Source organism: Embleya sp. NPDC055664 (assembly GCF_053618075.1).
In genome coordinates this window covers 408,413-432,083 of sequence record NZ_JBSHGZ010000005.1, presented here as the reverse complement: position 1 = coordinate 432,083, position 23,671 = coordinate 408,413, and the positions used below count along the sequence as shown (strand labels likewise).

The following is a 23,671-nucleotide window of genomic DNA, read 5'->3' as shown; positions in this document are numbered from 1 at the left end:
CAAACCAACCCAATCCAAGGCGCCCCGCGCCCCGCACCGCGCCCCCCCCCCCCCCCCCCCCCCCCCCCCCCCCCCCCCCACCCCCCCCCCCACGACCCACCCAGCCCGTCCGGCGCTTGAGGACAAGCCGGCCACCAAACAGCCCACCCCTACCACCCCGCGCGTTTCGCGTATCGTGTGGCGATGACCGTCCCCCACCAGCGAACCGGCCCCCTGGCCACCGGCATCCACTGGCACGACGGCCGCGCCCACCTCGCCCTGACCGGCCCCGGCGACGAACAGTCCCGCCAACCGCTACCCCTCGGCGCCCCCATCGGCTGGCGCCTGACCGGCCCCCGCACCTGCGTCGGCATCCGCCGCAAGACCGGCCGCCGCACCCCCTGCCCCACCCTCACCCCGCTGCCCGCGACCGCCCCCCGCTCGCAGTGCGAGGCATGCGCGCTCGCCGACCCCGGCCGCAAACTCGCCCGCGATCAGGCGATGGACGACCCACGCCCGTTCTCGCTCTACCTCGCCTGGTTCGGCCCCGGCCTGGTCAAGGTCGGCCTCACCGCCACCGAACGCCGCGCGGCCCGCCTCGCCGACCAGGGCGCGCCGATGTTCACCTGGCTCGGCCACGGCCCGCTGATCCCGGTCCGCGGCACCGAACGCCGATGCTCGGCCACGGGCACCGTCCGCGAACGTATCCCGCACCGGGCCAAGACCACCGCCTGGTGGCGCCCGCGCGAGCTGGATTCCCCGGCCGAACTGACCGCCGCACACGCCCGGTTGACCCCGCTGCTTCCGGACACGATGACCCCCGCACCGTGCGACGTCCAGGACCTTAGCCGCTTCTACGGCCTGACCGACGCCCCGCCGCCGACCCGGGACCAGGTCACCGGCCTCACCGAAAACGCGCTGCTGTACGGCGAGTTGACCTGCGTGGCGGGCCACGACGCACTGATCACCACGGACACCGGCCCGCTGTTCGTGGATCTGCGCCTGCTCACCGGTTGGCACCTGACCCCGGCTCGCGGCACCCCCTCCGGCCTCACCCTCAAGCCCCTGGACACCGGCCGCGCCCCGGACGGCTCGGTCCAGGAGGGCCTGTTCTAGCGCGTGCCTTCAAACCCCCGCCTCCCCACCACAGGGATCAAACCCGGCTCACCCGCTGACACTCCCCCGGCACCCCGTCCTCGATCGGCTTGCTGCGGTCGTACGGGTCGACCGTCTTCGGCGACCCCGACGGCGTCGTCGAGTCGTCGTCCGGGAACTCCGGCCGCACGAAGCCGTCCAGGCGTGTGCACGAGCTGTTCGCGGCGTCGAACCCGACCTGCGCCACCGCGATCCGGCCGCGCACCGTCGCCTGATAGCGGGGCCCGCGATAGACCTTCGTCTCCAACACCCGACGCACCACCGAGCGGGTCACCGCCGCGTCCGCCCCGCTGCCGGCCTTGGCCACCGGGTAGACGAACGAGTAGTCGGCGTGCACCGTCAAGGTGCCCTCGCCGTCGACGTCGTAGCTCGTGATGCCGTTGACCTTGACCACCCGGCCCACCTGCTCGATCTCCTTGGGATCGAACCTGGTCACCCACGAGACCGGGTTGTCCGGCTCCCATCGGTTCGCCCGCAGCGCGTCCTCGATCCGTGCGACCTGGCCGTCGGCCGGATCCAGGAGCGCGAGATAGCCTGCCGGACGCCCGCCCGCGAGCACGTCGCGATCCAGGTTGCCGGCGATCAGCAGCCGCCGGGTCAGCTCCAGCGCCTCGGTGACCTCGGCCGCGCTGTACCCGGGCACCGTTTTGACCTCGGGCAGGGTCAGGCCCGCCTCGTTGTCCGCGTAGTTCACGGCCGGCGAGCCCGCGAACGGATTCTTCCGGGTGGGCCGGTCCGGATCGACATCCCGGCGCTCCCCCGCCGAGGGCACCGAGGTGGCCACCCCAACGACCGGCGGCTGCACCATCGGATCGTCGGCCGCGGCCGTGTTCGACGTGCCGAACCAGCCGAACACCCGGTCCGGCGCGGCGGCGAAGGCCACCAGCGCGAGCACCGCGACGGTCACCAGGACGGTCCGCCACCGGCGCCGGCGCGGCGGCCGGCTCGGCCCGTCGGCCCGCCACGGGGCATGCTGCGGCGGCTCGTTCGCCCATTTCCGGGCAAGCATGCGCGCCCGCGCGGACCCCTCGGTCGTGGTCGCGCCCCGGACGAAGTCCTCGTCGAACACGTACCCGGCGAACGGGTCGTTCGGGTCGGCCCCACCCGACCCGGCGCCCGCCGGTCCATCCATCCGGTCGCGGCCGTCGCCTGCGTCCCGGTTCCCCCTCTGATCGGACATCGGAGCAAGATAGCCGCGCCAACCGACAGGTCCGGGCGTATGTGACCCGGATCATGGTTTGCCGCCGAAACGGCATCTCGCGGACACGGATCATTGGCGGCACGGACACCGGAGTCGGACTCACACGCGCCTTGACTTTGAGTTCACTCCAACTCGTAGGCTCCCGATCATGAACAGCACGGGAAACACCACCATCCTCACCGGCACCAACGACCGCTACGAGCGCGGCCTGGCCGTCCTTCGACAGGTCGCCGGCCCCGAGCAGTCGACGGTGCTCGACGGCTTCGCCGAGATCGCGCCGGACCTGACCCGGTTCGTCGTCGAGTTCGGCTACGGCGACGTCTACGCACGGCCCGGACTGACGCTGCGCGAGCGGCAGTTGGCCACCGTCGCCGGGCTGGCCGCGCTCGGCAACGCGGCGCCGCAGTTGCGCTTCCACCTGGCCGGCGCGCTCAACGTCGGCTGCACGCGGCGCGAGATCGTCGAGACGCTGATCCACGTGTCCGTCTACGCCGGTTTCCCGGCCGCGCTCAACGGACTGGGCGTGGCGCGCGAGGTGTTCGAGGCGTACCCGGACACCGCGTCCGAGGATGCCGAGGTCGCCGGCGAGGGCCCGGATGCCGCCGAGACCACCGCCGACCGCTACCGCCGCGGGCTGGCCGCGCTCACCGAGATCGACGGGCACGCCGGCGAGCAGGTGGTCGCCTCGCTCCGGGACATCGCCCCCGATCTGGGCCGCTACGTGATCGAGTTCGCCTTCGGCGACGTCTACTCGCGCACCGGCCTGGACCTGCGTACCCGCGAACTCGCCACGGTCGCGATGTGCACCGCGCTCGGCACGGTCGCGCCGCAACTCGCGGTGCACATCCACGGTCTGCTCAACGTCGGGGGCACCGAGGAGGACGTGGTCGAGACGATCACCCAGATGGTCGGCTACGCCGGCTTCCCCGCCGCGCTCAACGGCATCGCGGTCGCCCGCACGGTGTTCGCCGAGCGGGCCGCCGCCGGTCAGGCGTCGACCGCCTCCGCGACCGAGTCCTGAGGCAGCAGGTACACATCCCGGCCCTCCACGTCGACGAACGCGTCGCTCGGGCGGAAACCGACCCGGCGGGCCAGGGTCAGCGACGGCACGTTGTCCGCGTTGATCACCGCGAAGATCGGCATCGTCGGTAGCGTACGGCGGGCCAACGCGACGGTGACGTCGACCGCCTCCCGGGCCAGGCCCCGACCCCACGCGATGGGCGAGAAGCGGTAGTAGAGGTTGAACACCGGGACACCGTCGGGACGCAACCGCCGGGTCAACTGGGTCCCGGCGAAGCCGAACACCTCGGTGGGGCGCTCGCGCGGCGCGACCGCGCAGTAGCCGATCCCGTCCCGCTCCCAGTCCTCGATCATCGTCCGTAGGAACTCGACGCCCGCCTCGGCCGACGGCATCGGTCCCAGCGGGTTGTAGCGGTTGGTCTCGGGATCCCCGTGCACGGCGAACACCGCCGCCGCGTCGTCGGGGTGGGGCCTGGTCAGGACCAGCCGTTCGGTCTCGGCGACCGTGATGCGAGTCGTCACGCGCGTGCCGTTCGATTCGTTCGAGGTGCGACAGGGGGGTCTGTACCGCGGGTTTCGTGCCCGCCCAGCCTAATCACCCGATCACACGATCCGATGATCGTCGGGGGTGATCGGCTCGTTCCCCTCGGCCCGCTGGTGGCGCGATCCGTCGATGCCCACACCCTCGCGGCGCAGGGCCCGGGTGCGGTGTTCGCGCGGGCTCATCCCCCGGACCCGCTTGAACGCCGTGCTGAGGGCGAACGCGTCGCCGTAGCCCACCTTTTCCGCGACCGCCCCGACCGTGGCCTCCGGTTGGCACAGCAGGTCCGCGGCCAGCGACAGCCGCCAGGCGGTGAGGAAGGCCATCGGCGGCTCGCCGATCAGTTCGCTGAACCGCCGCGCCAGCGCGGCCCGGGAGACCCCGGCCGAGGCGGCCAACGACGCGACCGTCCACGGTTGTTCGGGGTTGTTGTAGATCAGGCACAACACGTGGCCGATCACCGGGTCGCGGTAGCCGCGGTACCAACCTGGCGCGTCCGTTCCGGAACGGGCGAACCACGAGCGCAACATCGCGATCAGCAGCAGGTCGAGGAGGCGGTCCAGGACCGCCTCCTGGCCCGCCTCGTCCTTGACGATCTCGGTGGCCAGGAGCGGGATCACCGGGCAGTCCACCTCGTCCGCCCGGATCACCGCCAGGGCGGGCAGTGCCTCCAGGAGCGAACGGCTGACCTCGCCGGCCAGCTGGTAGGTCCCGGTCAGCATGATCGTCTCGGCTTCGGCGCTGTTGCCCCACGTGCGCACGCCGAGCGCCATCTCCTTGGCCAGGTCCCGCCCGTCGGGGGTGGAACAGCGCTGGCCGGGATGGATGATGATCTGCGGTTGCGTGTCCGGCTCGTCGCAGACCCGGTAGTGGTCGGGCCCGCGCACGATCGCCACGTCGCCGGCGGTCAGTCGCTCCGATTCGCCGCGATCCAGCGCGATCCACGCATGGCCGCGCACCACCGCCACGACGGTCAGCGGCGCCTCGTCGTGGATGCGCATGGCCCACGGCGCGCTGAGCATCGAACGCAGCAGGAAGGCGCCCTGCGCCCGGGGTCCGTTGAGCAGGCTCGCGAGAGCATCCATGCCCGAATCCTAGCGAAGATCGAGACGATCAAACATGTTATTGGGCGCTTCAGCGATGTTCACTCTCACCGCCAGGCCCTTGAATAGAGCCATGACGACGAACGAACAGCACCTCGCGAACACCGCCGGCACCGACTACTCCACCACGCTGGTCGTGGGCGGAACCGGCAAGACCGGCCGCCGGATCGCCGCGAAACTGATCGAGCGGGGCCACACGGTCCGCCTCGGTTCGCGCTCCGCGCCGATCCCCTTCGACTGGACCGACCGCACCACGTGGGCCCCGGCGCTGCGCGACGTCGAGAAGGTGTACATCTCCTACCAGCCGGACATCGCCGCCCCCGGCGGCGCGGACACGGTCGGCGCGTTCGCCGACCTCGCCGCCGCGAGCGGCGTGCGGCACCTGGTCCTGCTGTCCGGCCGGGGCGAGCCCGAGGCGCAGGACGCCGAGGCCCGGGTGCGTGCCTCCGGCGCCCACTGGACCATCGTGCGGGCCTCCTTCTTCGCCCAGAACTTCGACGAGGGCGAGTTCCTCGGCCCGCTCCTGGAGGGCGAGTTGGCGCTGCCCGTCGGAGCGGTGGGCGAGCCGTTCATCGACGTGGAGGACATCGCCGACGTCGCGGTCGCCGCGCTCACCGAGGACGGGCACACCGGGCAGGTGTACGAGGTGACCGGGCCGCGGCTGCTGACCTTCGCCGACGCGGTGGCCGAGATCGCCCGCGCGTCGGGCCGCGAGATCGGCTACGTCCAGGTGCCCCTGGAGGCATACTCGGCGGCCCTGACCGGGCACGGGGTTCCCGCCGAGGTCGTCGACCTGCTGGCCTTCCTGTTCGGCGAGGTCCTCGACGGACGCAACGCGCACGTCGCCGACGGTGTGCGCCGCGCGCTCGGCCGGGACCCCCGCGACTTCTCCGACTACGCACGCGACGCCGCCGCCCGCGGTGTCTGGAAGGTGTGACCATGAGCGGCCCCCTGTTCGTCCTGACCCTGGTCACGGCCATCGGCTGCGCCACGATGGGCGGAGTCTTCTACGGCTTCTCCTCCTTCGTGATGGCCGGTCTGGGCCGGCTCCCGGCGAACCAGGGGGCCGCGGCCATGCGTGCGCTCAACGTCGAGGCCCCGAAGCCGCCCCTGATGATCGGCCTGCTGGGCACCTCCGTGCTCTGCGCGGGCCTGGGCGTGACCGCGCTGGTCTCCTGGGACGGGGCGTACTCCGGCTACCTCATCGCCGGCGCACTGAGCTACCTGATCGGCCCGCTCGGGCTGACCGCCGGCTACCACGTGCCGCGCAACAACGCGCTGGACCGGGTCGAGCCGAACTCGCAGGCGGAGGAGCGCCTCTGGGCCACGTTCCCGACCGAGTGGACCCGGGCGAACCACCTGCGCGCGCTGGGCGGCGTCGCCGCCGCGGTCTGCCTGACCCTCGCCCTCACCCGCTGACCTCTCGAGACCACCCATCCGAAAACGGGGACCCCGGCATGACTCGGCCATCCACACAGTCGTCCACACCACCGACCCGCACCGCCGCCATCGTGCTGGGCGCCGGCCTGGTCACCACCGGCCTCGTCGCCGGCGTCTACTTCTGCTTCGCGGTCGCGATCATGCCGGCCCTGGCCCACGTCGACGACCGCACCTTCATCGACTTCCTCCAGCAGGTCAACAGGAGCATCGAGAACCCGGTCTTCTTCTCCTGCTTCTTCGGCGCCCCGATCCTGGGCGTGATCTCCATCGTGCAGATCCGAAAGCTCGGCACCCCCGAGGCCGCCCGCTGGGTCGTCGCCGGCGTCGCCTTGGCCTTCGTCGGCATGCTGATCACCATGGGCGGCAACATCCCGCTCAACAACAAGATCGACGACGCCGGCGACCCCGCGAAGGTCGCCGACCCGGCCAAACTCCGCGAAGACGTCGAAAACACCTGGATAGCCTGGAACATAGCCCGCACCCTCTTCGCCACCGCCGCCCTGGCCACCCTCACCCGAGCCACCCACCTCTTCGCCCGAACCACCCGCGCCCACTGATTGGCACGCACCGTTCGGCCCCGGTGAGCACCTGCTCACCGGGGCCGCGTTCGTGCCTGCGTCGAGCCATCCATCAATCGCTCCAGCCTGCGACTTCTCCGCCACCGAGGCATTGGACCGAAGTCGACGACGTGGTGGTCCGGGCTCATCCGGCCGATACCGCGGCCGTGTTGCTCGGTCGGACCATCGCGAGTTGCAGGATGCGCCGGTGGCGACTCGCCAAAGCGGGGGAGCCCGTCGAACCGGCTCCCCCGCAGTTGGCTCTGTTCTCGTGACGCTCGGTCAGCCCTTGACCGTGATCAACGGCTTCAGATGCGTCACGATCTCGACCAGGTCGGACTGCTGCCGCATGACCCGGTCCAGGTTCTTGTACGCGCCGGGGATCTCATCCACGACGCCCGCGTCCTTGCGGCACTCGACGCCCTGGGTCTGCTCGACCAGGTCCTTCACCGTGAACCGCTTCTTGGCTGCGTTCCGGCTCATCTTCCGGCCCGCGCCGTGCGACGCCGAGTTGAACGCGTCGGTGTTGCCGAGGCCGCGCACGATGTACGAACCGACCGCCATCGATCCTGGGATGATCCCGAGGTCGCCACTGCCCGCCCGGATCGCACCCTTGCGGGTGACCAGCAGGTCCACCCCGTCGTACGTCTCCTCCGACACGTAGTTGTGGTGGCACGAGATGGCTCGATCGAAGGTGACCTCTCGTTTCGTGAAGTACGCGGACACGACGTCTCCGTACAACGCGAGCATCAGATCACGGTTGAGCCTGGCGTACTCCTGCGCCCAATACAGGTCGGCACGGTAGGCGTCCATCTCCGGCGTATGCGCAACGAACACCGCCAGGTCGCGATCCACCAGGTCCTGGTTGTGCGGCAACGACTGCGCGACACCGATGTGGTGATCGGCGAGTTCCTTGCCGATGTTGCGCGAACCCGAGTGCAGTTGCAACCACAACCGGCCCTCGCTGTCGCTGTCCAGCGACAGATAGTGGTTCCCGCCGCCGAGGGTGCCCAGTTGGCTTGCCGCCCGCTCCCGCCGGAAGTGCACCTCGGAGGCGAGTTCGCCGAACCGGCTCCACATCGAGTCCCACCGCGCGACCGGAAAGGAACGCAGTTTCCGCACGTCCACCGGCTCCTTGTGGCCTGCGTGCCCCACCGGCACGTTCGCCTCGATCCGCGATCGCAGGTCGGCAAGATCGTCGGGAAGGTCCTTGGTGGTCAACGACGTACGGACGGCGGACACGCCGCAGCCGATGTCCACGCCGACCGCCGCCGGGCAGACGGCGTCGCGCATGGCGATGACCGAGCCGACCGTGGCGCCGCGGCCGTAGTGCACGTCGGGCATCACGGCGAGGCCGTGCAGCCACGGCAGGGTGGTGATGTTGCGGAGCTGCTGCATGGCCTGGCCCTCGACCGCGGCCGGGTCGGTCCACATACGAATCGGTACCCGGGTGCCGGGGACCTCGGTGTACGACATGGGAGGGTCACTCTCCTGAGTGGATGGTGGTCAAACGTGAGCACGGCGGCTCGAAGTCTTGGGTGGCCGCCCCGGCGCACCCCGGGTAGTGGGCCCGGGTGCGCCACGGGGCAGCCGGTGGCGGGGACCGCAGGGTTGGCGACTGCGGGACCCGCGGAGCGGGAAACGAAGCAGGGGTTACACGCGGCGGGCCGAGGCACCCTTGACGGGGCGTCGGCCGAAGTCACGGAACCGCACCGGCTCGCTCCTCTCCCTACGGGACGGGACACACGGAGGCCCCGTCGTTGGCTCGGCCTCCATCAAGCCACGGCAACGCCGCACCTCGCAAAGGGTTTTCCGGTGCGCGCGACGAGCCCCGCGCACGCCCCCGGGACACACCGCGCGCCGCTGTGACACCCGACCCGGGCGGGCGTACATTCCCGATGCATGTTCGTCGTCGGGGTAGCCGCGTGGATCACCGCCGTCGCCTGTGTCGTGTTCGGGCGCGATCGGCATCGGCAGCGGGTGCCTCCGGTGGTCCGCGACTTCGACGGCGACGGGCCGCTGGAGCGCACCGAGTTCCCCCGACCCGCCCGGGCCGGGTGGATCGCCGGCGCCGCCGCGGCCCTGGTCGGCTCGGCGGCGTTCGTGCTCAGCGTCAGGTGAGGCGCCCGGGCGCGGGCCGGGTCAGGTGAAGACGACCGTGCGGGTCCCGTTGAGCAGGACGCGCCGCTCCGAGTGCCACTTGACCGCGCGCGCCAGCGCCTGACACTCCACGTCCCGACCGACCGCGACCAGCGCCGCCGGGGTGACCGCGTGGTCCACCCGCTCGACCTCCTGCTCGATGATCGGGCCCTCGTCCAGGTCGCCGGTGACGTAGTGCGCGGTCGCGCCGATCAGCTTCACCCCGCGCGCGTGCGCCTGGTGGTACGGCTTCGCGCCCTTGAAGCTCGGCAGGAACGAGTGGTGGATGTTGATCGCGCGGCCCTCGAGCTGCTTGCACAGGTCGTTGGACAGGACCTGCATGTAGCGCGCCAGCACCACCAGTTCCACGTCGTGCTCGTGCACCAGCGCGAGCAGCCGCGCCTCCGCCTCGGGCTTGGTCTCGCGGGTGACCGGGATGTGGTGGAAGGGCACCCCGTAGGAGCGGGACAGCTCCTCGAAGTCGCGGTGGTTGGACACCACGCCGACGATCTCGATCGGCAGCGCGCCGATGCTGCTGCGGAACAGCAGGTCGTTGAGGCAGTGCCCGAACTTGCTGACCATCACGAACACGCGCATCCGCGCGTCCCCGTCGTGGATCTGCCAGTCCATGTGGAAGGACGCGCCGACGGCGGTGAAGCCCGCCCGCAGCGCGTCCAACTCGACGCCCGGCTCGGCGGCGAAGTGCACGCGCATGAAGAACAGCCCGGTGTCGCGGTCGCCGAACTGCTGGCTGTCCACGATGTTGCAGCCGGTCATCATCAGGAAGCTGGCCACCGCGTGCACGATGCCGCGCTTGTCCGGACAGGACAGCGTGAGCACGTACTGGCCGGCACCCGGCGACGCGTCGCCGGCGTCGGTGCCGTCGAGAGGCTGCTGGGTCTGCTCGGTCATGACGCGCCCTTCTTTCCGATGTCTGCCCGTGTCCACCCGCCATCCGCCGAGGTGCGCGGTGTCGACGTGGCGCGGCGGCCGGTCGTACAGGATCCCACGTCCGGTGCGGGCTCAGCGCCCACCGGTACGAATACGCAACACGTCGAGCGAGTCCGGCGGCGCGTCGGGGTCGTCCTCGTCCGCGCGGGCCAGCGCCACGTGCGCGGCACGCGAGGCGGTGACCACGTCGGGCCAGCGCGGGTGGGTGAGGTAGGCGGGCGCCGGGGCGTCCTCGCCGACGTCGTGCAGGACACCCAGGATCTCCCGCACCGCGGCGTCCACCAGGGCGGCCTCCTCGGCGTCGGTGACCAGGCAACCGATGTAGGTGGTCGCGGACCAGCGGTCCAGCCAGGAGTCGCCCACCAGGCGATAGACGGCGTCGGTGATCGAGCCGTAGTCCGGGCGGCCGGCCAGCCAGGACTCGCGCTGGAACGTCGGGTCGCCGAACATGTGCAGCGCGGAGCGGACCTGGGCCCGCCAACGCCACCACGGAACGGTGCTCTGGCGCATACCTGCCATCGTGGCGCCTCCTCCCCTGTCCCCGCTTCGGTTTCACCGATCCGATCCGGTCGCGTTCCGGATCCGATCCCGACCGGATCCGGTCGGGATCGCCCGGATCGCCTCGAATCGCCACCGATCATGCCGCAGACCGGGTCGATCCCGCTGGCGGGGCGACGGCCCGGCCGGCGGGATCGACCCGGTCCCCGAGGTCCGGCGCGGTCAGTCCACCACCTTGATGGTGATCAGCCCGCGCTCGTCGTCGAACACCCGCAGCGCGGCCACCGCGAAGCCCGGGTGGTCGCGCATCCAGTTCTGCGCGGCGAGCAGGATCCGGGCCGCGCTGTTGAAGACCTGCGCGGCCTCCGTCGAATAGTCCCCCGGCAGGTGCGAGGACAGGTCGGTGTCGATCGCGACCTCGTACTTGCCCTTGTGGTCCAGCGTGAGCCGCACCTGCTGGAGGTGCGCGCCCTCCGCGGTGGTGTGCAGCGCCGCCAGCATCGTGGCCCCGTAGTCGTCCGCGGCCGGCTTGCGGTCGTCCCGTTCGGCGCCGAGCCGGAAGTCGATCGCGTCGCGGTCCGAGTCCAGGATCTCGATCCCGCCCACCCACAGCGCCGGATGGTCCTCGGCCCACTGCGCGGTCTCGGTCAGCAGCTTGCCCGCCCGGTCCCGGACCAGTTCCTCGGCCTGCGTGTTCGAGCCGTTGCCCCGGACCAGGTCGGTTTCGAGCGTGACCTTGTAGACCTTGTACGAGCTGACCACCCGGATCTTGGTGACGTGGCCCCCGTGCGCCGTGGTCCGCAGGTGGGTCAGCAACTCGCTCCCGTATGCCCCCGATTCGGGGGTGTCGCCGGCGGCGGCGGGCGGCACGACCGGCGGCACCGTGGCGGGTGTGCCGCCCGGCGGCACGGTCGCGGGTGCGCCGTCCGCCGCGACCGTCTTCGGCACGGGCGTGCCGATCCGCGCCGCGCTCGGTCCCGCGGTGGCGACCGTGTCGGCGACCTTGCCGGCGTCCGGCGATCCGGTACACGCCGCGGCTCCCACCACGGTGGTGGCGAGAAGCACGACCGCGGACAGTCGTGTGCGCTTCCGTATGCGTATCAAGGTTCGTGTTCACCCCCTGTCACCCAGCCATGGTGCGGGTTGGTCCTCGGCTCCTACCAGGCGGGGGGTAGCGTGCGGAGGAAATATACCGCTTTGCCGGCGCCTCGACCGGCACCTTTCGCCCATGACGGGCGCCCGGGCCGGGCCGGGACACCCGGCCGAGGCGGGGTCAGGGATCCACGGCCAGGCGGTAGCCGCGCTTGGTGACGGTGAGGACCAGGTCCGCGTACGGCCCGAGCGCGGCGCGCAGTCGGGCGATCGCCGCCTCGACGGCGTGCTCGTCGGTCCTGGGGTCCGCCCACACCCGGCGCAGCAGTTCGGCCCGGCCCAGCACCCAGCCCGGCTTCTCGGCGAGGGCGCGCAACACGGCGCCCGGGACCGGGGGCAGCCAGATGGTCCGCCCGTCGACCAGGACCGCGTTGCCCTGGACGACCAGCCGCCGGGTGCCGGTGTCCAGCTCCCGGCGGGCCCGCGCGGGCAGCGCCTCGGCGATCGTGCGCACCAGCGAGCCGATCCGCCCGCGCTCGGGCCACACCGACTCGACGCCCAGGTCGGCCAGCGGACGCGCGCACACCGGGCCGATGCACACCGGCAGTACGTCGGCGCGCAGCGCGGCCAGCACCTCGGCGTGCCGGCCGGCCGTCTGCGCGGTCTCCAGGAACGCGCCGATGGCGGGCGCGCTGGTGAAGGTGAGCGCGTGCACCTCGTGCCGCACGGTCTGCTCCACCAACCGGCGCACCGCGCCCGGATCGTCCGGCGGCCCCCAGCGGAACACCGGGATCTCCACCACCTCGGCGCCGCGTTCGCGCAGCCCCTCGGCGAAGCCCGGGGCCGGCGCGCCGTGCTCCTGAACGGCGATCCGCCGCCCGCGCAGATCGCGCGCGAGCAGCCAGGCCAATACCTCGCCGCGCGAGTCCGAGCCGGGCGAGTACACCTCGCGCAGCCCGCTCGCGCGCACCGCCGTGGTCGCCTTGGGCCCGCACCCGACCACCGCCGCGGCCCGGCAGGCGCCGGCCAGTCGGGCGCCGCGCCCCCACCCCTCGGCGGCGCCGAACCAGCCGCGCCAGCCCACTCCGGTGGTGGCCACCACGTAGTCGAGGCGGCGGTCCAGGGCCCGTTCGGTGGCCCGGCGCAGGATCGGATCGTCGGCGGGCGACACGATCCGTACGGTGGGCGCGTCCACCACCTTGGCGCCCAGGTCCCGGAGCAGCGCGGCGAGTTCGTCGCGGCGCCGGGCCGCGGTGACGCCGATGGTGAACCCGACCAGCGGCGCGGCCCCCGTGCCTGTCTCCATGGGGTGAGACTCGCCGACGTGTGTTACGTCCCTGTTGCCGGACGGTCACGCGGGAGTTAGCGCGTGGGTCGATGGGCGGGTCGGCCGGGGCCTGCGCCGGTGCGCGCGGCCCACGCGGCTCGGGTCGGTTCGCGTCCGCGGCGCCCGGGTCGCCTGCGCGGCGCGGTGGGCGCTCGGAAGTCGCCTGCGCGGCGTGGCGGTGGCTCAGAAGTCGCCGGCGCTGCGCTTGCCGAGGTTGTTGTCGGCCGCGATCGGGTTCCACAGGCCGACCACCTTGTTCTTGGCGGTGGTGGCCCGGCCGCCCGCGCGGTCGGCGGCGCGCTTGTGGTCGGTGTACTCGGCCTTGTGGTCCTTGCAGCCGCCGCGGGCCATCTCGGTGCCCCAGGCCGCGAGTTCGCGGTCGGACTCGGCGGATGCGGTCCACGCCTCGCGCAGTCCGGCGACCAGGTCGGCGCCGCGGGTCAGCTTGTCGGTGGCCAGTTTGTCCAGGCCCGCGAGCTGCTCGTCGCGCTGCCGGGCCGCCTCGTTGAGCGACTGCGCGCCGGCCGCGGGGTCGTCGCACTTCTGGATCTTCTGCACGGCCTGCGACACGACCTGTCGGGAGCCGGCTCCCGACTGGAGGAGGCGGTCCACGGCGGACGCCTGCGCGGCGCTCTCGCTCGCCTTGGCGGGCGGCGCCGACGTCCCGGGCGCCGCGCTCCCGGACGTCTCCGGCTTCGGACCGGCCGTCGCGGCGGCGCCCTTGTCCGCCTTGTCGCCCTTGTCGTCGTCGCCGAACGCGCCGCTGGCGAACACCCCGATCGCGGCGACCACCACGAGCGCCCCGACGCCGGCGGCGATCAGCGGCGTGCGGTTCCGGCCCGGCCCTGGGTCGCCGTGCTCGACGGGCGGGACGGTACGCGGCCCGTACGGCGGGGCGGCCGGTTGCGGCGCGGCATACCCGGCGGACTGCGCGGCGCGATACCCGCCGGACGGCGGCGCGGGCTGCCCCGAGTAGGCCGGCCGGATCGGCGGCGCGGGAATGCCGACCGGCCCCGTGCCGGCGGACGGCGGGCCGGCCACCTCGTCCCGGAACAGGCTCACCTCGAACACCTGGGTGGGGTCGGCCGGCCCCGCCGGCTGCGGCCCGGTTCCGGGCGGCGCCAGGGGCGAGCCGGCCGCGGCCCCACCCGGTGGCGTATGCATGGGCCGCGGCGGCACCTGCCCGGGCGCGGCCGGCGGCTGCGGCTGCCCCGGGTAGCCCTGCTGCCCGGGAAACGACTGGTGCCCCGCATACGACTGCTGCCCGGGATACGCCTGCTGCTGCCCCGGATACGCCCCCTGCCCGTACTGCTCCGGCGGCCCCTGATCCGCGTAGTCGTCGAATCTCGGCAACACCTCGGTCTCGTCGCGCGGGAGTTCGAGCGGGCCGAAAGGCGACGGCCCCGGCTGCCCGCCGTTCGGACCGTGTCCGCCCGTGCCGCCGTCCGCTGCACCGGATCCCATGCCACCCACCCGTTCGTCGCCTCGAAGCCGTCGCACCGGGGCGTCGCGCGACCGGCCGAATCGTCCGGCGGCCGCTCCCCCGGTCCGCCCGACGGTAACTCAGTCGTTCGAGTGACGAACAGCGGCGCGTGCCGCGACCGGGCCCGAGCAAGGGTGTTCGGCGACCCCGGTGGGACGGCCCGCCGCAGGTGGGCGGCGGTGTCGGGCGATCAGACCGGGACCGCGTGCACCGCCTCGGCGAATTCCCGGACCAGGGGTTCGTCGCGATGCGGCTCCAGCCGGCGCTGGAAGTCCTTGAGGTATTCGAGCCCGCGCGCCGAGTGCAGCCGGCCCACCAGGTCCAGCGCCTCCGCGCCGACCGCGCACGCCTCGTCCAGCCGGTTCTGCTGCAGGTGCGCGGTGGCCAGCAGGAGCGTGTCGACCGCCCGCCGGCGCACCCGCGTGTCGGCGTGCCCCTCCAGCGCCGCCCGGGCCGCGGCCTCCGCCTGCCGGGGCCGGTCCAGGTCGCGGTAGCAGTGCGCGAACTCGTCGGACAGGTACGCCTGCGAGAAGTGGCTTATCCACGCCGGGTCCTCGTCCGGCAGCGCCAGGTCCATCGCGGACTGGGCCCGGGCCAACGAGCCCTCGCATGCGCGCGCGTCGCCGAGCAGCGCGTGCCCGCGCGCCTCGGCGGCGTGGAACATCGCCTGGGTGGTCGGCGTGGCCTCGTGTTTGGCGCCCTCCTGCGCGGCGCGGGCGAGCTGGGTGATCTCGCGCGGATTGCCCAGGCTGCCCGCGAGATGGCTCATCCCGGCGGCCAACACGTAGCCCCCGTAGGCCCGGTCCCCCGCGGCCTGGGTCAGCCGCAGCGCCTGGATGTAGTAGCGCTGGGCGAGTCCCGGCTGGCCGGTGTCCACGGCCATGTAGCCGGCCAGCTCGGTGAGCCGGGCCACGGCCGCGAAGAGGGCACGTCCCGTCTCGTCGGAATAGGTCCCGTTGAGCAGTTGCGTCACCACACTGCCCAGGTAGTGCACCACGACCGGGCGGATGTGCCCGGCGCCGAAGCGGTGGTCGAGCGCGGACAACATGTCCGTGGTCGCGCACACGGCCTCGATGTCCGAGACGCCCACGCGCGGTCCGCCGATCCGGGCCACCTGCGGATCCGGCTCGGTGATCAGCCAGTCCCGGCTGGGCGCGACCAGGGCGGCCACAGCGACCGAGGAGTTGAGCAGGAAGTCGCGCCGGTTGACGTCGCTGCGCCACAGCTCGGTGACCACCTCGACGGTGGCCGCGGGGGTCGCGGCGAACTGCAGGCCGACGTTGGTCGCCAGGCTGCGACCGTCGGCCATGCCGATCTCCTCGACAGTCACCGGCCGGCCGAGCTTGCGCCCGATCGCCTCGGCGATCAGGTTCGGCACCGCGCCGCGCGGCTGCTGACCGCGCAGCCAACGGGCCACCGAGGTCTTGTCGTAGCGCAGGTCCATGCCGTGTTCGGCCCCGCACATGTTCACCCGTCGGGCCAGCCCCGCATTCGAGCAGCCGGCCTCCTGGATCAGTGCCGTCAATCTCTCGTTGGGCTGCCTTGTCGCCTGCGTTCGCGCGGCCATCGGTGTTCCCTCCCCGACCGTTGGTGCGGGTTTGCGACATGCGGGATCGGCGCGACGGGGGCTTGCCCGGTCCCGTCGGGTGCGCGCCCGATGCCTGGTGAGTCCGTTGTGCGAATCGAGCGGACGTCGTCCGTCCGCCGGGGCCCCTGGTACGGGGAATCGCCGTTGCCGCCCGGCAGTCGGACGAATGGTTCATCCGCGTACGGAGCGTAGTGACCCATATAGAGCAGCGGATAGGGCACCCTTCACTGCGCCCCCCGATCTGCACCCATGCGCCCCCCTTGCGCCGGATGGCCGGCGATGATCCCATCGCCCCTGATCACCCCGTTTCCGTCGGCCGGCGCGCGCCCGCGCGACGTGCGACCCGGTGCCGGTGCCGGTGCGCCGTGTGGGTGGCCGCGAGTGCGCCCTCGCCCGGCCGTAACCATCCCGTGGTCCCACAGTTGTGCAGCACGTGGAAGACACCCTGGGGGCCCGGCAGATCGCCCGCGACACGCTTGTTGAGACCGCAGTCCGCTACGCCGAGGACCGGCACTGGGACGTGGTTCCCGGCGCCTCGGTGGTCGAGCACAGCGCGGGGCGTCGGTGCAACTGCGGCCATCCCGGGTGCGCCACCCCCGGCGCGCATCCGATCCTGCGCGACTGGGCGGTACAGGCGGCCAGTTCGCCCGCGCTGGTGCGACGCTGGTGGGGCGAGCACCCCGACGCGGCGATCCTGCTGCCCACCGGGCGCGGGTTCGACGTGATCGACGTCCCGGAGCAGGCCGGCTGTCTGGCGCTGGCCCGGTTGGAGCGGATGGGCCTGCCGCCGGGCCCGGTGATCGCCACCCCCACCCGGCGGCTGCAGTTCCTCGTACTGCCGGGTGCGCGGGACAAGATGGGCGAGATGTTGCGCCGGATCGGCTGGGGCGCCACTTCGATCGACCTGATCCCCAAGGGCGAGGGCGACTGGGTGGTGGCCCCGCCGTCGCGCATGGGCACCTCCGGCAGCGCCGCGTGGGCGCGCGAACCCACCGAGCTCAACCGCTGGCTCCCCGAGGCCCGCGAACTGGTCAGCCCGATCGCGTACGCGTGCGGCCGGGCAATGGCCGAGGCACGCTAGGCCGAGCGCACCGGACGTATGGCGAAGGGCCCTCCCCACCGAGACGACTCGGTGGGGAGGGCCCTCGCGCGAACCACGGCCGGCCGGCCGCGAGCGACGCGCGCCGCGGCCGGCGAGCCGCGCCTAGCGCGCCGCCACGAACACGTGCGAGGCGACCTCGGGGGGCAGCTCGGCGGCCTCGCCACCGCTGCCCGCCATCACGCCGCCCGCGGACTCGTGCACACTCACCACCGCACCGGGACGAATCCCGGCCCGGCGCAGCGTGTACATCAACTGCGCGTCGGTCTGCAGCGGCTCGCCGAGCCGCCGCACCACGACGTTCTTTCCTTCCGGCCCCGCCGACTCGAGGAGCGTGACGAGGCCGCCTTCCTTGAAGGAGTCGGCGTGCAGTTCCCGGTCCAGTTCCTCCAGGCCCGGGATCGGGTTGCCGTAGGGCGATTCCTTCGGATAGCGCAGCAGTTCGAGCAGGCGACGCTCCACCTGCTCGCTGATCACGTGCTCCCAACGGCACGCCTCGGCGTGCACCTGTTCCCAGGGCAGCCCGATGACGTCCACGAGCAGGCACTCGGCGAGTCGGTGCTTGCGCATGACCCGCGTCGCGATTCCCCGCCCCTCGGCCGTCAGTTCCAGATGACGGTCGCCCTCGACCGTCAACAACCCGTCCCGCTCCATTCGTGCCACGGTCTGGCTCACGGTCGGCCCGCTCTGCTCGAGCCGCTCCGCGATCCGCGCCCGCAGCGGGACCACACCCTCCTCCTCCAGCTCGAAAATCGTCCGGAGGTACATCTCCGTGGTGTCGATGAGTCCACTCACGACCAGCGGCTCCGTTCTTGGTGGTCCTGCCGTGCAATTCTGACGCACCTGGACCGCCGATGCGGACGTCCGGCCGATCGGGTCCCCGCGGCTTTTCCCGGCACACGCCGTCCCGTGCACTCCGCCGCGTCATCCGTACGTGTGCCCAGCCCCGGTGGGTACACGTTGTCGGGTGCGTACGGTCATAACGTTCCGATATGCCATTGCCATCCCGGAAGACCTCGCGTCGCGCGGAATCCACCGATCGAGTGCGCCGCGTCCATGTTCTCTGGTTGCGCCGCGATCTGCGGCTGTCCGATCACCCCGCGCTGCACGCCGCGGCCGGCACCGGCTTCCCCGGTACCGGTGACGGGGCGCCCGCCCGGGTGTTGCCACTGTTCGTGCTCGACCCGGCGGTGTGGGACGCCGCGGGGCCGGCGCGTCGGGCGCACCTGGCCCGCTCGCTGCACGCCCTCGACGCCGATCTGCGCGAGGCGGGCGGGCGGCTGGTGGTCCGCGCGGGCGAGCCGGCCCGGGTACTGCCCGCACTGGTGCGCGAGAGCGGCGCCGCCGAGGTGCACGTCACGACGGACTTCGGTCCCTACGGCCGGACCCGGGACGCGGCCGTGGCCGAGGCGCTGGACGTACCCTTGCGCGCCACCGGATCGCCGTACGCGGTCGCCCCGGGCCGGGTGCGCAAGGCGGACGGGACGCCGTATCGGGTGTTCACCCCCTTCCTGCGCGCGTGGGCCGAGCACGGGTGGCGCGAGCCGCTGCCGCGACCGAGCGACCTCGCCTGGGCACACGCCGACTCGGACGACCTACCCGCCGCCCCCGAGCCGGCCGGGGTGGACCTGCCCGAGGCGGGCGAGCGGGCGGCGCTGGCCGCCTGGCGGGGGTTTCGCGCGCACGGCCTGGACCGCTACGCGGAGCTGCGGGACCGGCCCGACCTGCCCGGCACCTCGCGGTTGTCGGCGCACCTGAAGTTCGGCGAGATCCACCCGCGCACGCTGCTCGCCGACTGTCCCGACGCCACGTTCCGGTCCGAGTTGGCCTGGCGCGAGTTCTACGGCGACGTGCTCTGGCACCACCCCGAGACGACGCACGAATACCTGAACCGGGACTTGGCCGGCATGGCCTACGACACCGGCCCGGACGCCGACGTGCTCTTCGACGCGTGGCGCGCGGGCCGAACCGGCTTCCCGTTCGTGGACGCGGGCATGCGGCAGCTGCTCGCCGAGGGCTGGATGCACAACCGGGTGCGCATGGTCGTGGCGTCCTTCCTGGTCAAGGACCTGCATCAGGAGTGGACGCGCGGCGCGGCGCACTTCATGCGACACCTCGTGGACGGCGACCCCGCGTCCAACAGCCACGGCTGGCAGTGGACCGCGGGCTGCGGCACCGACGCGTCGCCGTGGTTTCGCGTGTTCAATCCGATTCAGCAGGGGCGCCGGTTCGATCCACAGGGCGACTACGTGCGCCGGTACGTGCCCGAGTTGCGGCACATCGCGGGCCGCGCGGTGCACGAGCCGTGGCGGATCGGGGTCGACGGCTATCCCGATCCGATCGTGGAGCACGCCGAGGAAAGACGCGTCGCACTCGACCGTTACCAGGCGATCCGGCGGTAGGGTGCCGGATCCGCGTTCGCACGGCGGATCCGTATACGAAGCTCCGAGGACGAAGTTCCTGACGAACGGGAGGACCGGGGATGGTCGAGCTGGGCGCACGCTACCTCGACGCGGCGATCGGGCTGCTGGAACGGCTGCGGGACGTCGAACTGCCCACGATCGACCGGGCCGCGGACCGGATCGCCGGTGCCCTGGCGGAGGGCGGCCGGCTGTTCGTGTTCGGCGGCGGGCACTCCGCGCTCGCCGCGCAGGACGTGGTCTACCGCGCGGGCGGCCTGATCCTGGCCAACCCGCTGATCGCCCCCGGCAACGAGCTGACCGTGCGTCCGATCACCGTCAGCAGCGCGGTGGAGAAGCTGGCCGAGCTGGCCGGTCCCGTGCTGGACGGCGCGGGGGTGCGCGAGGGCGACGCGCTCGTGGTGATCTCGCTGTCCGGGCGCAACGGGCTGCCGGTGGAGCTGGCCCGGCGGGCGCGTGAGCGCGGCGCGCTGGTGATCGGCCTGACCTCTGTCGAGGCCAGCGAGGCCGAGCCGGCGCGGCACCCGTCGGGCACCAGGGTCCTCGACAACTGCGACATCGTCCTGGACACCGCGATCGCGGTCGGCGACGCCGCGCTGGAGGTGGAGGGTGTGCCCCAGCGGATCGGCCCGACCTCGGGTGTGGTGTGCTCGGCGGTGATGCAGACACTCATGGTCGGCGTGATCGGCCACCTGGTCTCCCGGGGGATCGAACCCCCGGTGTTCATGTCCGCGAACATCGACGGCGGCAACGCGTGGAACGAGCGGTTGCTGGCCGAACACGCGGACCGGATCTTCTATCTGAGGTGAACCCGGCAGTGCATCCCAACGCACGGTCCCACTCCCCCGAGCAGACCTCGTCCGGCGCGGGCGACGCGGCCGACCCCCGCTGTGCCCCGCTGGTCGTCCCCGGCCGCTTCAACGGGCCGCCGGGCATGGGCAACGGCGGCTACCTGGCCGGCCTGCTGGCCACGCGCGCGGTCGGCGGGATCGCCTCGGGCGTGGCCGTGACGCTGCGCCGCGCGGTGCCGCTGGACCGTCCGCTGGCGCTCGCGCACGACGCCGCGAGCGGGACGCTGACCCTGGCGGAGGACGCGGGGGCGATCGCGGACGCGATCCCGGTCGACCCCGCGCTGCCGCTGCCCACCCCGATCGACCCGGTCACCCCCGCCGAGGCGGCCGAGGCGAGCCGGTCCTACCCGGGCTTCGCGACGTGGAACCCGTACACCGACTGCTTCGTGTGCGGCCCGGATCGGGCCGAGGGCGACGGCCTGCGGCTGTTCCCGGGCATGCTCGCCGACCGCCCGGACACCAACGCGTGCGTGTGGACCCCACACGGCTCGCTGGTCGCGCCGGACACCGGCCAGGTGTCGCCGGAGTTCATCTGGGCCGCGCTGGACTGCCCCGGCGGCTGGACCGGGATCGACCGCGACACCGCGCTCCTGCTCGGCCGGATGACCGCGCACGTGTACGCGCTGCCCTATCCGGACGAGCCGTGCGTGGTGCTCGGCCGGCTTCTGGGCCGGGACGGGCGCAAGGTACGCACCGCCACCACGCTCTACGACGCCGAGGGCCGCCCGGCCGCACACGCCGAACAGGTGTGGATCGCGCCGCGCACCTGACCCGCCGCGCCGCGGCGCCCGCGCTACGGCTTCGGGTCGCGCCCGTCGTAGCGCCAGAAGTCGCGCCACCTCAGCGACAGCACGATCACCAGCACCACACACGCGATCCCGCCGCTGACCACCGAGATGCGCTCGGTGGTCAGCGAGGCCACCGACCCGGCCTCGAAGTCGCCCAGGCGCGGCCCGCCCGCGACCACCACGATGAACACGCCCGCCAGCCGCCCGCGCATCGCGTCCGGCGTGCCGACCTGCATGATCGTATTCCTGAACACCATGCCGACGGTGTCCGCGCAGCCCGCGCAGGCGAGCAGGATCAGCCCGAGCCACAGCGGTCCGCCGAGTCCGAACGCGGTGATGCACAACCCCCACGCGATCACCGCGACGACCACCGCGCGTCCCTGGCGGTACACCCGACCCAGCCATCCGGAGAACAGCCCGCCGACGAGCGCGCCGACCGCCGGCGCCGCGACCAGCAGGCCGACCGTGCTCGCCCCGCCGCCGTACAGGCCCGCGGCCATCGCCGGGAACAGCGCGCGGGGCATGCCGAAGACCATCGCGACGATGTCGGTCAGGAACGTCATCCGGATGTTGGGCCGACTCCGCAGAAAGCGCAGCCCCTCGCGTACCGAGGCCCGTTTGGGCCCGCCCTCGGTACGGTCCGGCGCCATCGACGGCAGCCGCCACATCGCGTACAGCGCTGCGGAGAACGCGATCGCGTCGATCAGGTAGGCGGCCTGGAAGCTCCACAGGCCGATCACCAGACCGCCGAACATGGGCCCGACCGTCATCGCGAACGCCATGGCTATCGAGTTCAGCGCGTTGGCCGACGGCAGGCGGTCCGCGGGCAGCAGCTTGGGGATCATCGACGTGCGGGCCGGATTGTTCACCGCGTAGAAGCCGGACTGCACCGCGACCGCCGTATACAGCAGCCACACCTGGCCGAGGTCGAGAAAGGCCTGTAGGGCCAGCACGACCGACACCGCCGAGAGCCCGCCGGCGGTGACCAGGCCGACCAGGCGCCGGTCCAGGCTGTCCGCGATCGCCCCGCCGAGCAGGCCGAACACGATCAGCGGGACCACCGCGCACAGTCCCACCACGCCGACGGCGAAGTTGGAGCCGGTCAGGTCGTACACCTGGATCGCGACCGCGACGGCGGTCATCTGCTGCCCCAGCGAGGACACCGAGTGGCCGAACCACAGGCGGCGGAAGTCGGGGAACTCGCGCAGTGGACCCAGGTCCACGAGCACGGATCCGGCGCGGCGTCCGGAGGGCTTCCTCGCGGCGGGCCGCGATGCGTCCGGCGGCGGGTTCGGCGATGCGTTCGGCGATGCGTTCCGCGCCGGGTTCTTCGAGGTGTCAGGGGCAGAGGGCATCCCCACATCCAAGTCCAGTGTGCCCTGCATCTATTCCTGGATCCGGTGTGGGATCGGGCACCCCGTAAATCCGTTGCACCCGCCCCGACGCCGATCTAATCTCACTGGCACACGGGAGAGGAGGTGGTCTGAAGTTGCATAGCATTCGGACGCGTGAGGTGGCTGCCCGCTAGCCGCCACTCCGGTTTACCGGCTCGGCAGGCCCCGTCGTGAGTGCACCGCGACGGACGCAGGCAGGCGGCCGGCAACACCAGGCAGACACCCGACCCGCAGGTCGCCGGGATCGTCCCCCGGCCTTCGTCCCACCTCACCGAGGTGGACGGAGAAGCGACCTGCGGGTCGCTGTCGTTTCCGGCCGGTTTTCCGGATCGGCCGGCAGGACCCGCTTACCGGGGCCTGCTCCGCAGAGCCCGCCTCACGGGCTGAGTCGCTCGACCCGCCACGACACGTCCCCGCCGCCGTCGCCCTCGCGCAGATAGCGCAGCCGGTCGTGCATCCGGTTCTCCCGCCCCTGCCAGAACTCCACCGTCTCGGGCACCACCCGAAAGCCGCCCCAGAACTCCGGCACCGGGATGTCGTCGATGTCGGCGAACCCCGCCTCGGCCTCCGCGTACCGCTTCTCCAACTGCTCGCGCCCGGCGACCGGCCTCGACTGCTCGCTCGCCCAGGCGCCGATCCGCGAACCGCGAGGTCGGGAGCGGAAGTACTCGGTGGTCGCCTCTCGGGACACCCGTTCGGCGGAACCGGTGACGATCACCTGGCGGGCCAGCGCGTGCCACGGGAAGAGCAGGCTCACCGCCGGGTTGGCGCCGAGTTCGACGCCCTTGCGCGAGCCGTAGTTCGTATAGAAGACGAAGCCCCGCTCGTCGAACTCCTTGAGCAGGACCGTGCGGGTGCTCGGCCGCCCGTCCGGCATCGCGGTCGCGACCACCATCGCGTTCGGCTCGGGCAGCTCGGCCCGGGCCACCTCGGCCAGCCAGGCGGTGAACATCGGGAAAGGGGTGGCGGGCAGGGCGCCGACGTCGATGCCCTCGCCTCGGTAATGCCGACGCATCGCGGCAAGCTCGGTGAACTCCACGGACAA

The 23,671-nt window shown here is 72.5% G+C and carries 23 protein-coding genes; 10 read left to right on the top strand and 13 right to left on the bottom strand.

Annotated features, from left to right (window positions below; all coding sequences use genetic code 11):
* Positions 1–183: 183 nt before the first annotated feature.
* The gene (locus ACWGR4_RS12125) at positions 184–1,095 is read left to right on the top strand and encodes a DUF2797 domain-containing protein (RefSeq protein WP_452131456.1); all 912 of its coding nucleotides are present in this window, start codon (positions 184–186) and stop codon (positions 1,093–1,095) included.
* A gap of 37 nt (positions 1,096–1,132) precedes the next feature.
* On the opposite strand, the gene ACWGR4_RS12120 is transcribed toward ACWGR4_RS12125, so the two are convergent.
* A complete protein-coding gene (locus ACWGR4_RS12120) occupies positions 1,133–2,314 on the bottom strand; it encodes an SCO2583/SCO2584 N-terminal domain-containing protein (protein WP_452131455.1) in 1,182 nt (393 codons plus the stop codon).
* Positions 2,315–2,483: 169 nt separating this feature from the next.
* Here ACWGR4_RS12120 and ACWGR4_RS12115 point away from each other — a divergent pair, with 169 nt between their 5' ends.
* Positions 2,484–3,356, top strand: a complete 873-nt coding sequence (locus ACWGR4_RS12115) for a carboxymuconolactone decarboxylase family protein (RefSeq protein ID WP_452131454.1) — start codon at positions 2,484–2,486, stop codon at positions 3,354–3,356.
* On the opposite strand, the gene ACWGR4_RS12110 is transcribed toward ACWGR4_RS12115, so the two are convergent.
* Together ACWGR4_RS12110 and ACWGR4_RS12105 are read right to left on the bottom strand one after the other, a co-directional pair.
* Positions 3,323–3,877 (bottom strand): GNAT family N-acetyltransferase, encoded by a 555-nt coding sequence (locus ACWGR4_RS12110; protein WP_379999441.1) that lies wholly within the window; start codon positions 3,875–3,877, stop codon positions 3,323–3,325. The genes ACWGR4_RS12115 and ACWGR4_RS12110 overlap by 34 nt on opposite strands.
* Before the next feature lie 81 nt (positions 3,878–3,958).
* Positions 3,959–4,981, bottom strand: coding sequence for an AraC family transcriptional regulator (locus tag ACWGR4_RS12105; RefSeq protein WP_452131453.1), 1,023 nt, complete (start codon positions 4,979–4,981; stop codon positions 3,959–3,961).
* A 91-nt stretch (positions 4,982–5,072) separates the two neighbouring features.
* Between ACWGR4_RS12105 and ACWGR4_RS12100 the strand changes: the two genes are divergently transcribed.
* The 3 genes from ACWGR4_RS12100 to ACWGR4_RS12090 are packed head-to-tail and all read left to right on the top strand — an operon-like array spanning position 5,073 to position 6,996.
* Entirely contained in the window at positions 5,073–5,936 is an 864-nt protein-coding gene (locus ACWGR4_RS12100; protein WP_452131452.1) for an NAD(P)H-binding protein, read from the top strand.
* Between the two features lie 2 nt (positions 5,937–5,938).
* Positions 5,939–6,418 (top strand): anthrone oxygenase family protein, encoded by a 480-nt coding sequence (locus ACWGR4_RS12095; protein WP_379999435.1) that lies wholly within the window; start codon positions 5,939–5,941, stop codon positions 6,416–6,418.
* Positions 6,419–6,456: 38 nt separating this feature from the next.
* Positions 6,457–6,996 carry an anthrone oxygenase family protein gene (locus ACWGR4_RS12090; RefSeq protein ID WP_452131451.1) on the top strand — a complete coding sequence of 180 codons (540 nt, stop codon included), beginning with the start codon at positions 6,457–6,459 and terminating at the stop codon, positions 6,994–6,996.
* A gap of 282 nt (positions 6,997–7,278) precedes the next feature.
* Here the strand turns inward: ACWGR4_RS12090 and ACWGR4_RS12085 are convergent, their stop codons facing one another.
* Positions 7,279–8,472 (bottom strand): RtcB family protein, encoded by a 1,194-nt coding sequence (locus tag ACWGR4_RS12085; protein ID WP_452134089.1) that lies wholly within the window; start codon positions 8,470–8,472, stop codon positions 7,279–7,281.
* Between the two features lie 426 nt (positions 8,473–8,898).
* On the opposite strand from ACWGR4_RS12085, the gene ACWGR4_RS12080 reads away from it, so the two are divergent.
* The gene (locus tag ACWGR4_RS12080; protein WP_078976754.1) at positions 8,899–9,117 is read left to right on the top strand and encodes a hypothetical protein; all 219 of its coding nucleotides are present in this window, start codon (positions 8,899–8,901) and stop codon (positions 9,115–9,117) included.
* 21 nt (positions 9,118–9,138) lie between these two features.
* On the opposite strand, the gene purU is transcribed toward ACWGR4_RS12080, so the two are convergent.
* From purU to ACWGR4_RS12050, 6 genes are all read right to left on the bottom strand, one after another.
* Positions 9,139–10,047 (bottom strand): formyltetrahydrofolate deformylase, encoded by a 909-nt coding sequence (gene purU / locus ACWGR4_RS12075; RefSeq protein WP_379999429.1) that lies wholly within the window; start codon positions 10,045–10,047, stop codon positions 9,139–9,141.
* 111 nt (positions 10,048–10,158) lie between these two features.
* A complete protein-coding gene (locus ACWGR4_RS12070; RefSeq protein ID WP_452134090.1) occupies positions 10,159–10,605 on the bottom strand; it encodes an SCO4402 family protein in 447 nt (148 codons plus the stop codon).
* 201 nt (positions 10,606–10,806) lie between these two features.
* On the bottom strand, positions 10,807–11,649 hold the full coding sequence (locus tag ACWGR4_RS12065) for a hypothetical protein (protein WP_452133974.1): 843 nt from the start codon (positions 11,647–11,649) through the stop codon (positions 10,807–10,809).
* Between the two features lie 208 nt (positions 11,650–11,857).
* Positions 11,858–12,982, bottom strand: coding sequence for a uroporphyrinogen-III synthase (locus ACWGR4_RS12060; protein ID WP_452133973.1), 1,125 nt, complete (start codon positions 12,980–12,982; stop codon positions 11,858–11,860).
* Between the two features lie 204 nt (positions 12,983–13,186).
* The gene (locus tag ACWGR4_RS12055; protein ID WP_452133972.1) at positions 13,187–14,467 is read right to left on the bottom strand and encodes a hypothetical protein; all 1,281 of its coding nucleotides are present in this window, start codon (positions 14,465–14,467) and stop codon (positions 13,187–13,189) included.
* 209 nt (positions 14,468–14,676) lie between these two features.
* Complete coding sequence (locus ACWGR4_RS12050) at positions 14,677–16,053, bottom strand: transcriptional regulator (protein ID WP_379999421.1); 1,377 nt, start codon at positions 16,051–16,053, stop codon at positions 14,677–14,679.
* 445 nt (positions 16,054–16,498) lie between these two features.
* On the opposite strand from ACWGR4_RS12050, the gene ACWGR4_RS12045 reads away from it, so the two are divergent.
* Positions 16,499–17,155, top strand: a complete 657-nt coding sequence (locus ACWGR4_RS12045) for a bifunctional DNA primase/polymerase (protein ID WP_379999419.1) — start codon at positions 16,499–16,501, stop codon at positions 17,153–17,155.
* A gap of 123 nt (positions 17,156–17,278) precedes the next feature.
* Here the strand turns inward: ACWGR4_RS12045 and ACWGR4_RS12040 are convergent, their stop codons facing one another.
* Positions 17,279–17,968, bottom strand: coding sequence for a metal-dependent transcriptional regulator (locus tag ACWGR4_RS12040; protein ID WP_078976746.1), 690 nt, complete (start codon positions 17,966–17,968; stop codon positions 17,279–17,281).
* Positions 17,969–18,240: 272 nt separating this feature from the next.
* Between ACWGR4_RS12040 and ACWGR4_RS12035 the strand changes: the two genes are divergently transcribed.
* From ACWGR4_RS12035 to ACWGR4_RS12025, 3 genes are all read left to right on the top strand, one after another.
* Positions 18,241–19,575 (top strand): cryptochrome/photolyase family protein, encoded by a 1,335-nt coding sequence (locus ACWGR4_RS12035; RefSeq protein WP_452133174.1) that lies wholly within the window; start codon positions 18,241–18,243, stop codon positions 19,573–19,575.
* Between the two features lie 80 nt (positions 19,576–19,655).
* Positions 19,656–20,402 carry a sugar isomerase domain-containing protein gene (locus ACWGR4_RS12030; protein WP_379999415.1) on the top strand — a complete coding sequence of 249 codons (747 nt, stop codon included), beginning with the start codon at positions 19,656–19,658 and terminating at the stop codon, positions 20,400–20,402.
* 8 nt (positions 20,403–20,410) lie between these two features.
* Entirely contained in the window at positions 20,411–21,214 is an 804-nt protein-coding gene (locus tag ACWGR4_RS12025) for a hypothetical protein (RefSeq protein ID WP_452133173.1), read from the top strand.
* Positions 21,215–21,237: 23 nt separating this feature from the next.
* On the opposite strand, the gene ACWGR4_RS12020 is transcribed toward ACWGR4_RS12025, so the two are convergent.
* Both ACWGR4_RS12020 and pdxH read right to left on the bottom strand, forming a co-directional pair.
* Positions 21,238–22,449 (bottom strand): MFS transporter, encoded by a 1,212-nt coding sequence (locus ACWGR4_RS12020; RefSeq protein ID WP_452133176.1) that lies wholly within the window; start codon positions 22,447–22,449, stop codon positions 21,238–21,240.
* A gap of 553 nt (positions 22,450–23,002) precedes the next feature.
* On the bottom strand, positions 23,003–23,641 hold the full coding sequence (pdxH, locus tag ACWGR4_RS12015; RefSeq protein WP_452133175.1) for a pyridoxamine 5'-phosphate oxidase: 639 nt from the start codon (positions 23,639–23,641) through the stop codon (positions 23,003–23,005).
* Between the last annotated feature and the right edge of the window lie 30 nt (positions 23,642–23,671).

Coding starts and splice junctions, on each gene's coding strand:
- ACWGR4_RS12125 (WP_452131456.1), top strand. CDS start 184: ATGACCGTCCCCCACCAGCGAACCGGCCCCCTGGCCACCGGCATCCAC.
- ACWGR4_RS12120 (WP_452131455.1), bottom strand. CDS start 2,314: ATGTCCGATCAGAGGGGGAACCGGGACGCAGGCGACGGCCGCGACCGG.
- ACWGR4_RS12115 (WP_452131454.1), top strand. CDS start 2,484: ATGAACAGCACGGGAAACACCACCATCCTCACCGGCACCAACGACCGC.
- ACWGR4_RS12105 (WP_452131453.1), bottom strand. CDS start 4,981: ATGGATGCTCTCGCGAGCCTGCTCAACGGACCCCGGGCGCAGGGCGCC.
- ACWGR4_RS12100 (WP_452131452.1), top strand. CDS start 5,073: ATGACGACGAACGAACAGCACCTCGCGAACACCGCCGGCACCGACTAC.
- ACWGR4_RS12095 (WP_379999435.1), top strand. CDS start 5,939: ATGAGCGGCCCCCTGTTCGTCCTGACCCTGGTCACGGCCATCGGCTGC.
- ACWGR4_RS12090 (WP_452131451.1), top strand. CDS start 6,457: ATGACTCGGCCATCCACACAGTCGTCCACACCACCGACCCGCACCGCC.
- ACWGR4_RS12085 (WP_452134089.1), bottom strand. CDS start 8,472: ATGTCGTACACCGAGGTCCCCGGCACCCGGGTACCGATTCGTATGTGG.
- ACWGR4_RS12080 (WP_078976754.1), top strand. CDS start 8,899: ATGTTCGTCGTCGGGGTAGCCGCGTGGATCACCGCCGTCGCCTGTGTC.
- purU (WP_379999429.1), bottom strand. CDS start 10,047: ATGACCGAGCAGACCCAGCAGCCTCTCGACGGCACCGACGCCGGCGAC.
- ACWGR4_RS12070 (WP_452134090.1), bottom strand. CDS start 10,605: ATGGCAGGTATGCGCCAGAGCACCGTTCCGTGGTGGCGTTGGCGGGCC.
- ACWGR4_RS12060 (WP_452133973.1), bottom strand. CDS start 12,982: ATGGAGACAGGCACGGGGGCCGCGCCGCTGGTCGGGTTCACCATCGGC.
- ACWGR4_RS12055 (WP_452133972.1), bottom strand. CDS start 14,467: ATGGGATCCGGTGCAGCGGACGGCGGCACGGGCGGACACGGTCCGAAC.
- ACWGR4_RS12050 (WP_379999421.1), bottom strand. CDS start 16,053: ATGGCCGCGCGAACGCAGGCGACAAGGCAGCCCAACGAGAGATTGACG.
- ACWGR4_RS12030 (WP_379999415.1), top strand. CDS start 19,656: ATGGTCGAGCTGGGCGCACGCTACCTCGACGCGGCGATCGGGCTGCTG.
- pdxH (WP_452133175.1), bottom strand. CDS start 23,641: ATGCGTCGGCATTACCGAGGCGAGGGCATCGACGTCGGCGCCCTGCCC.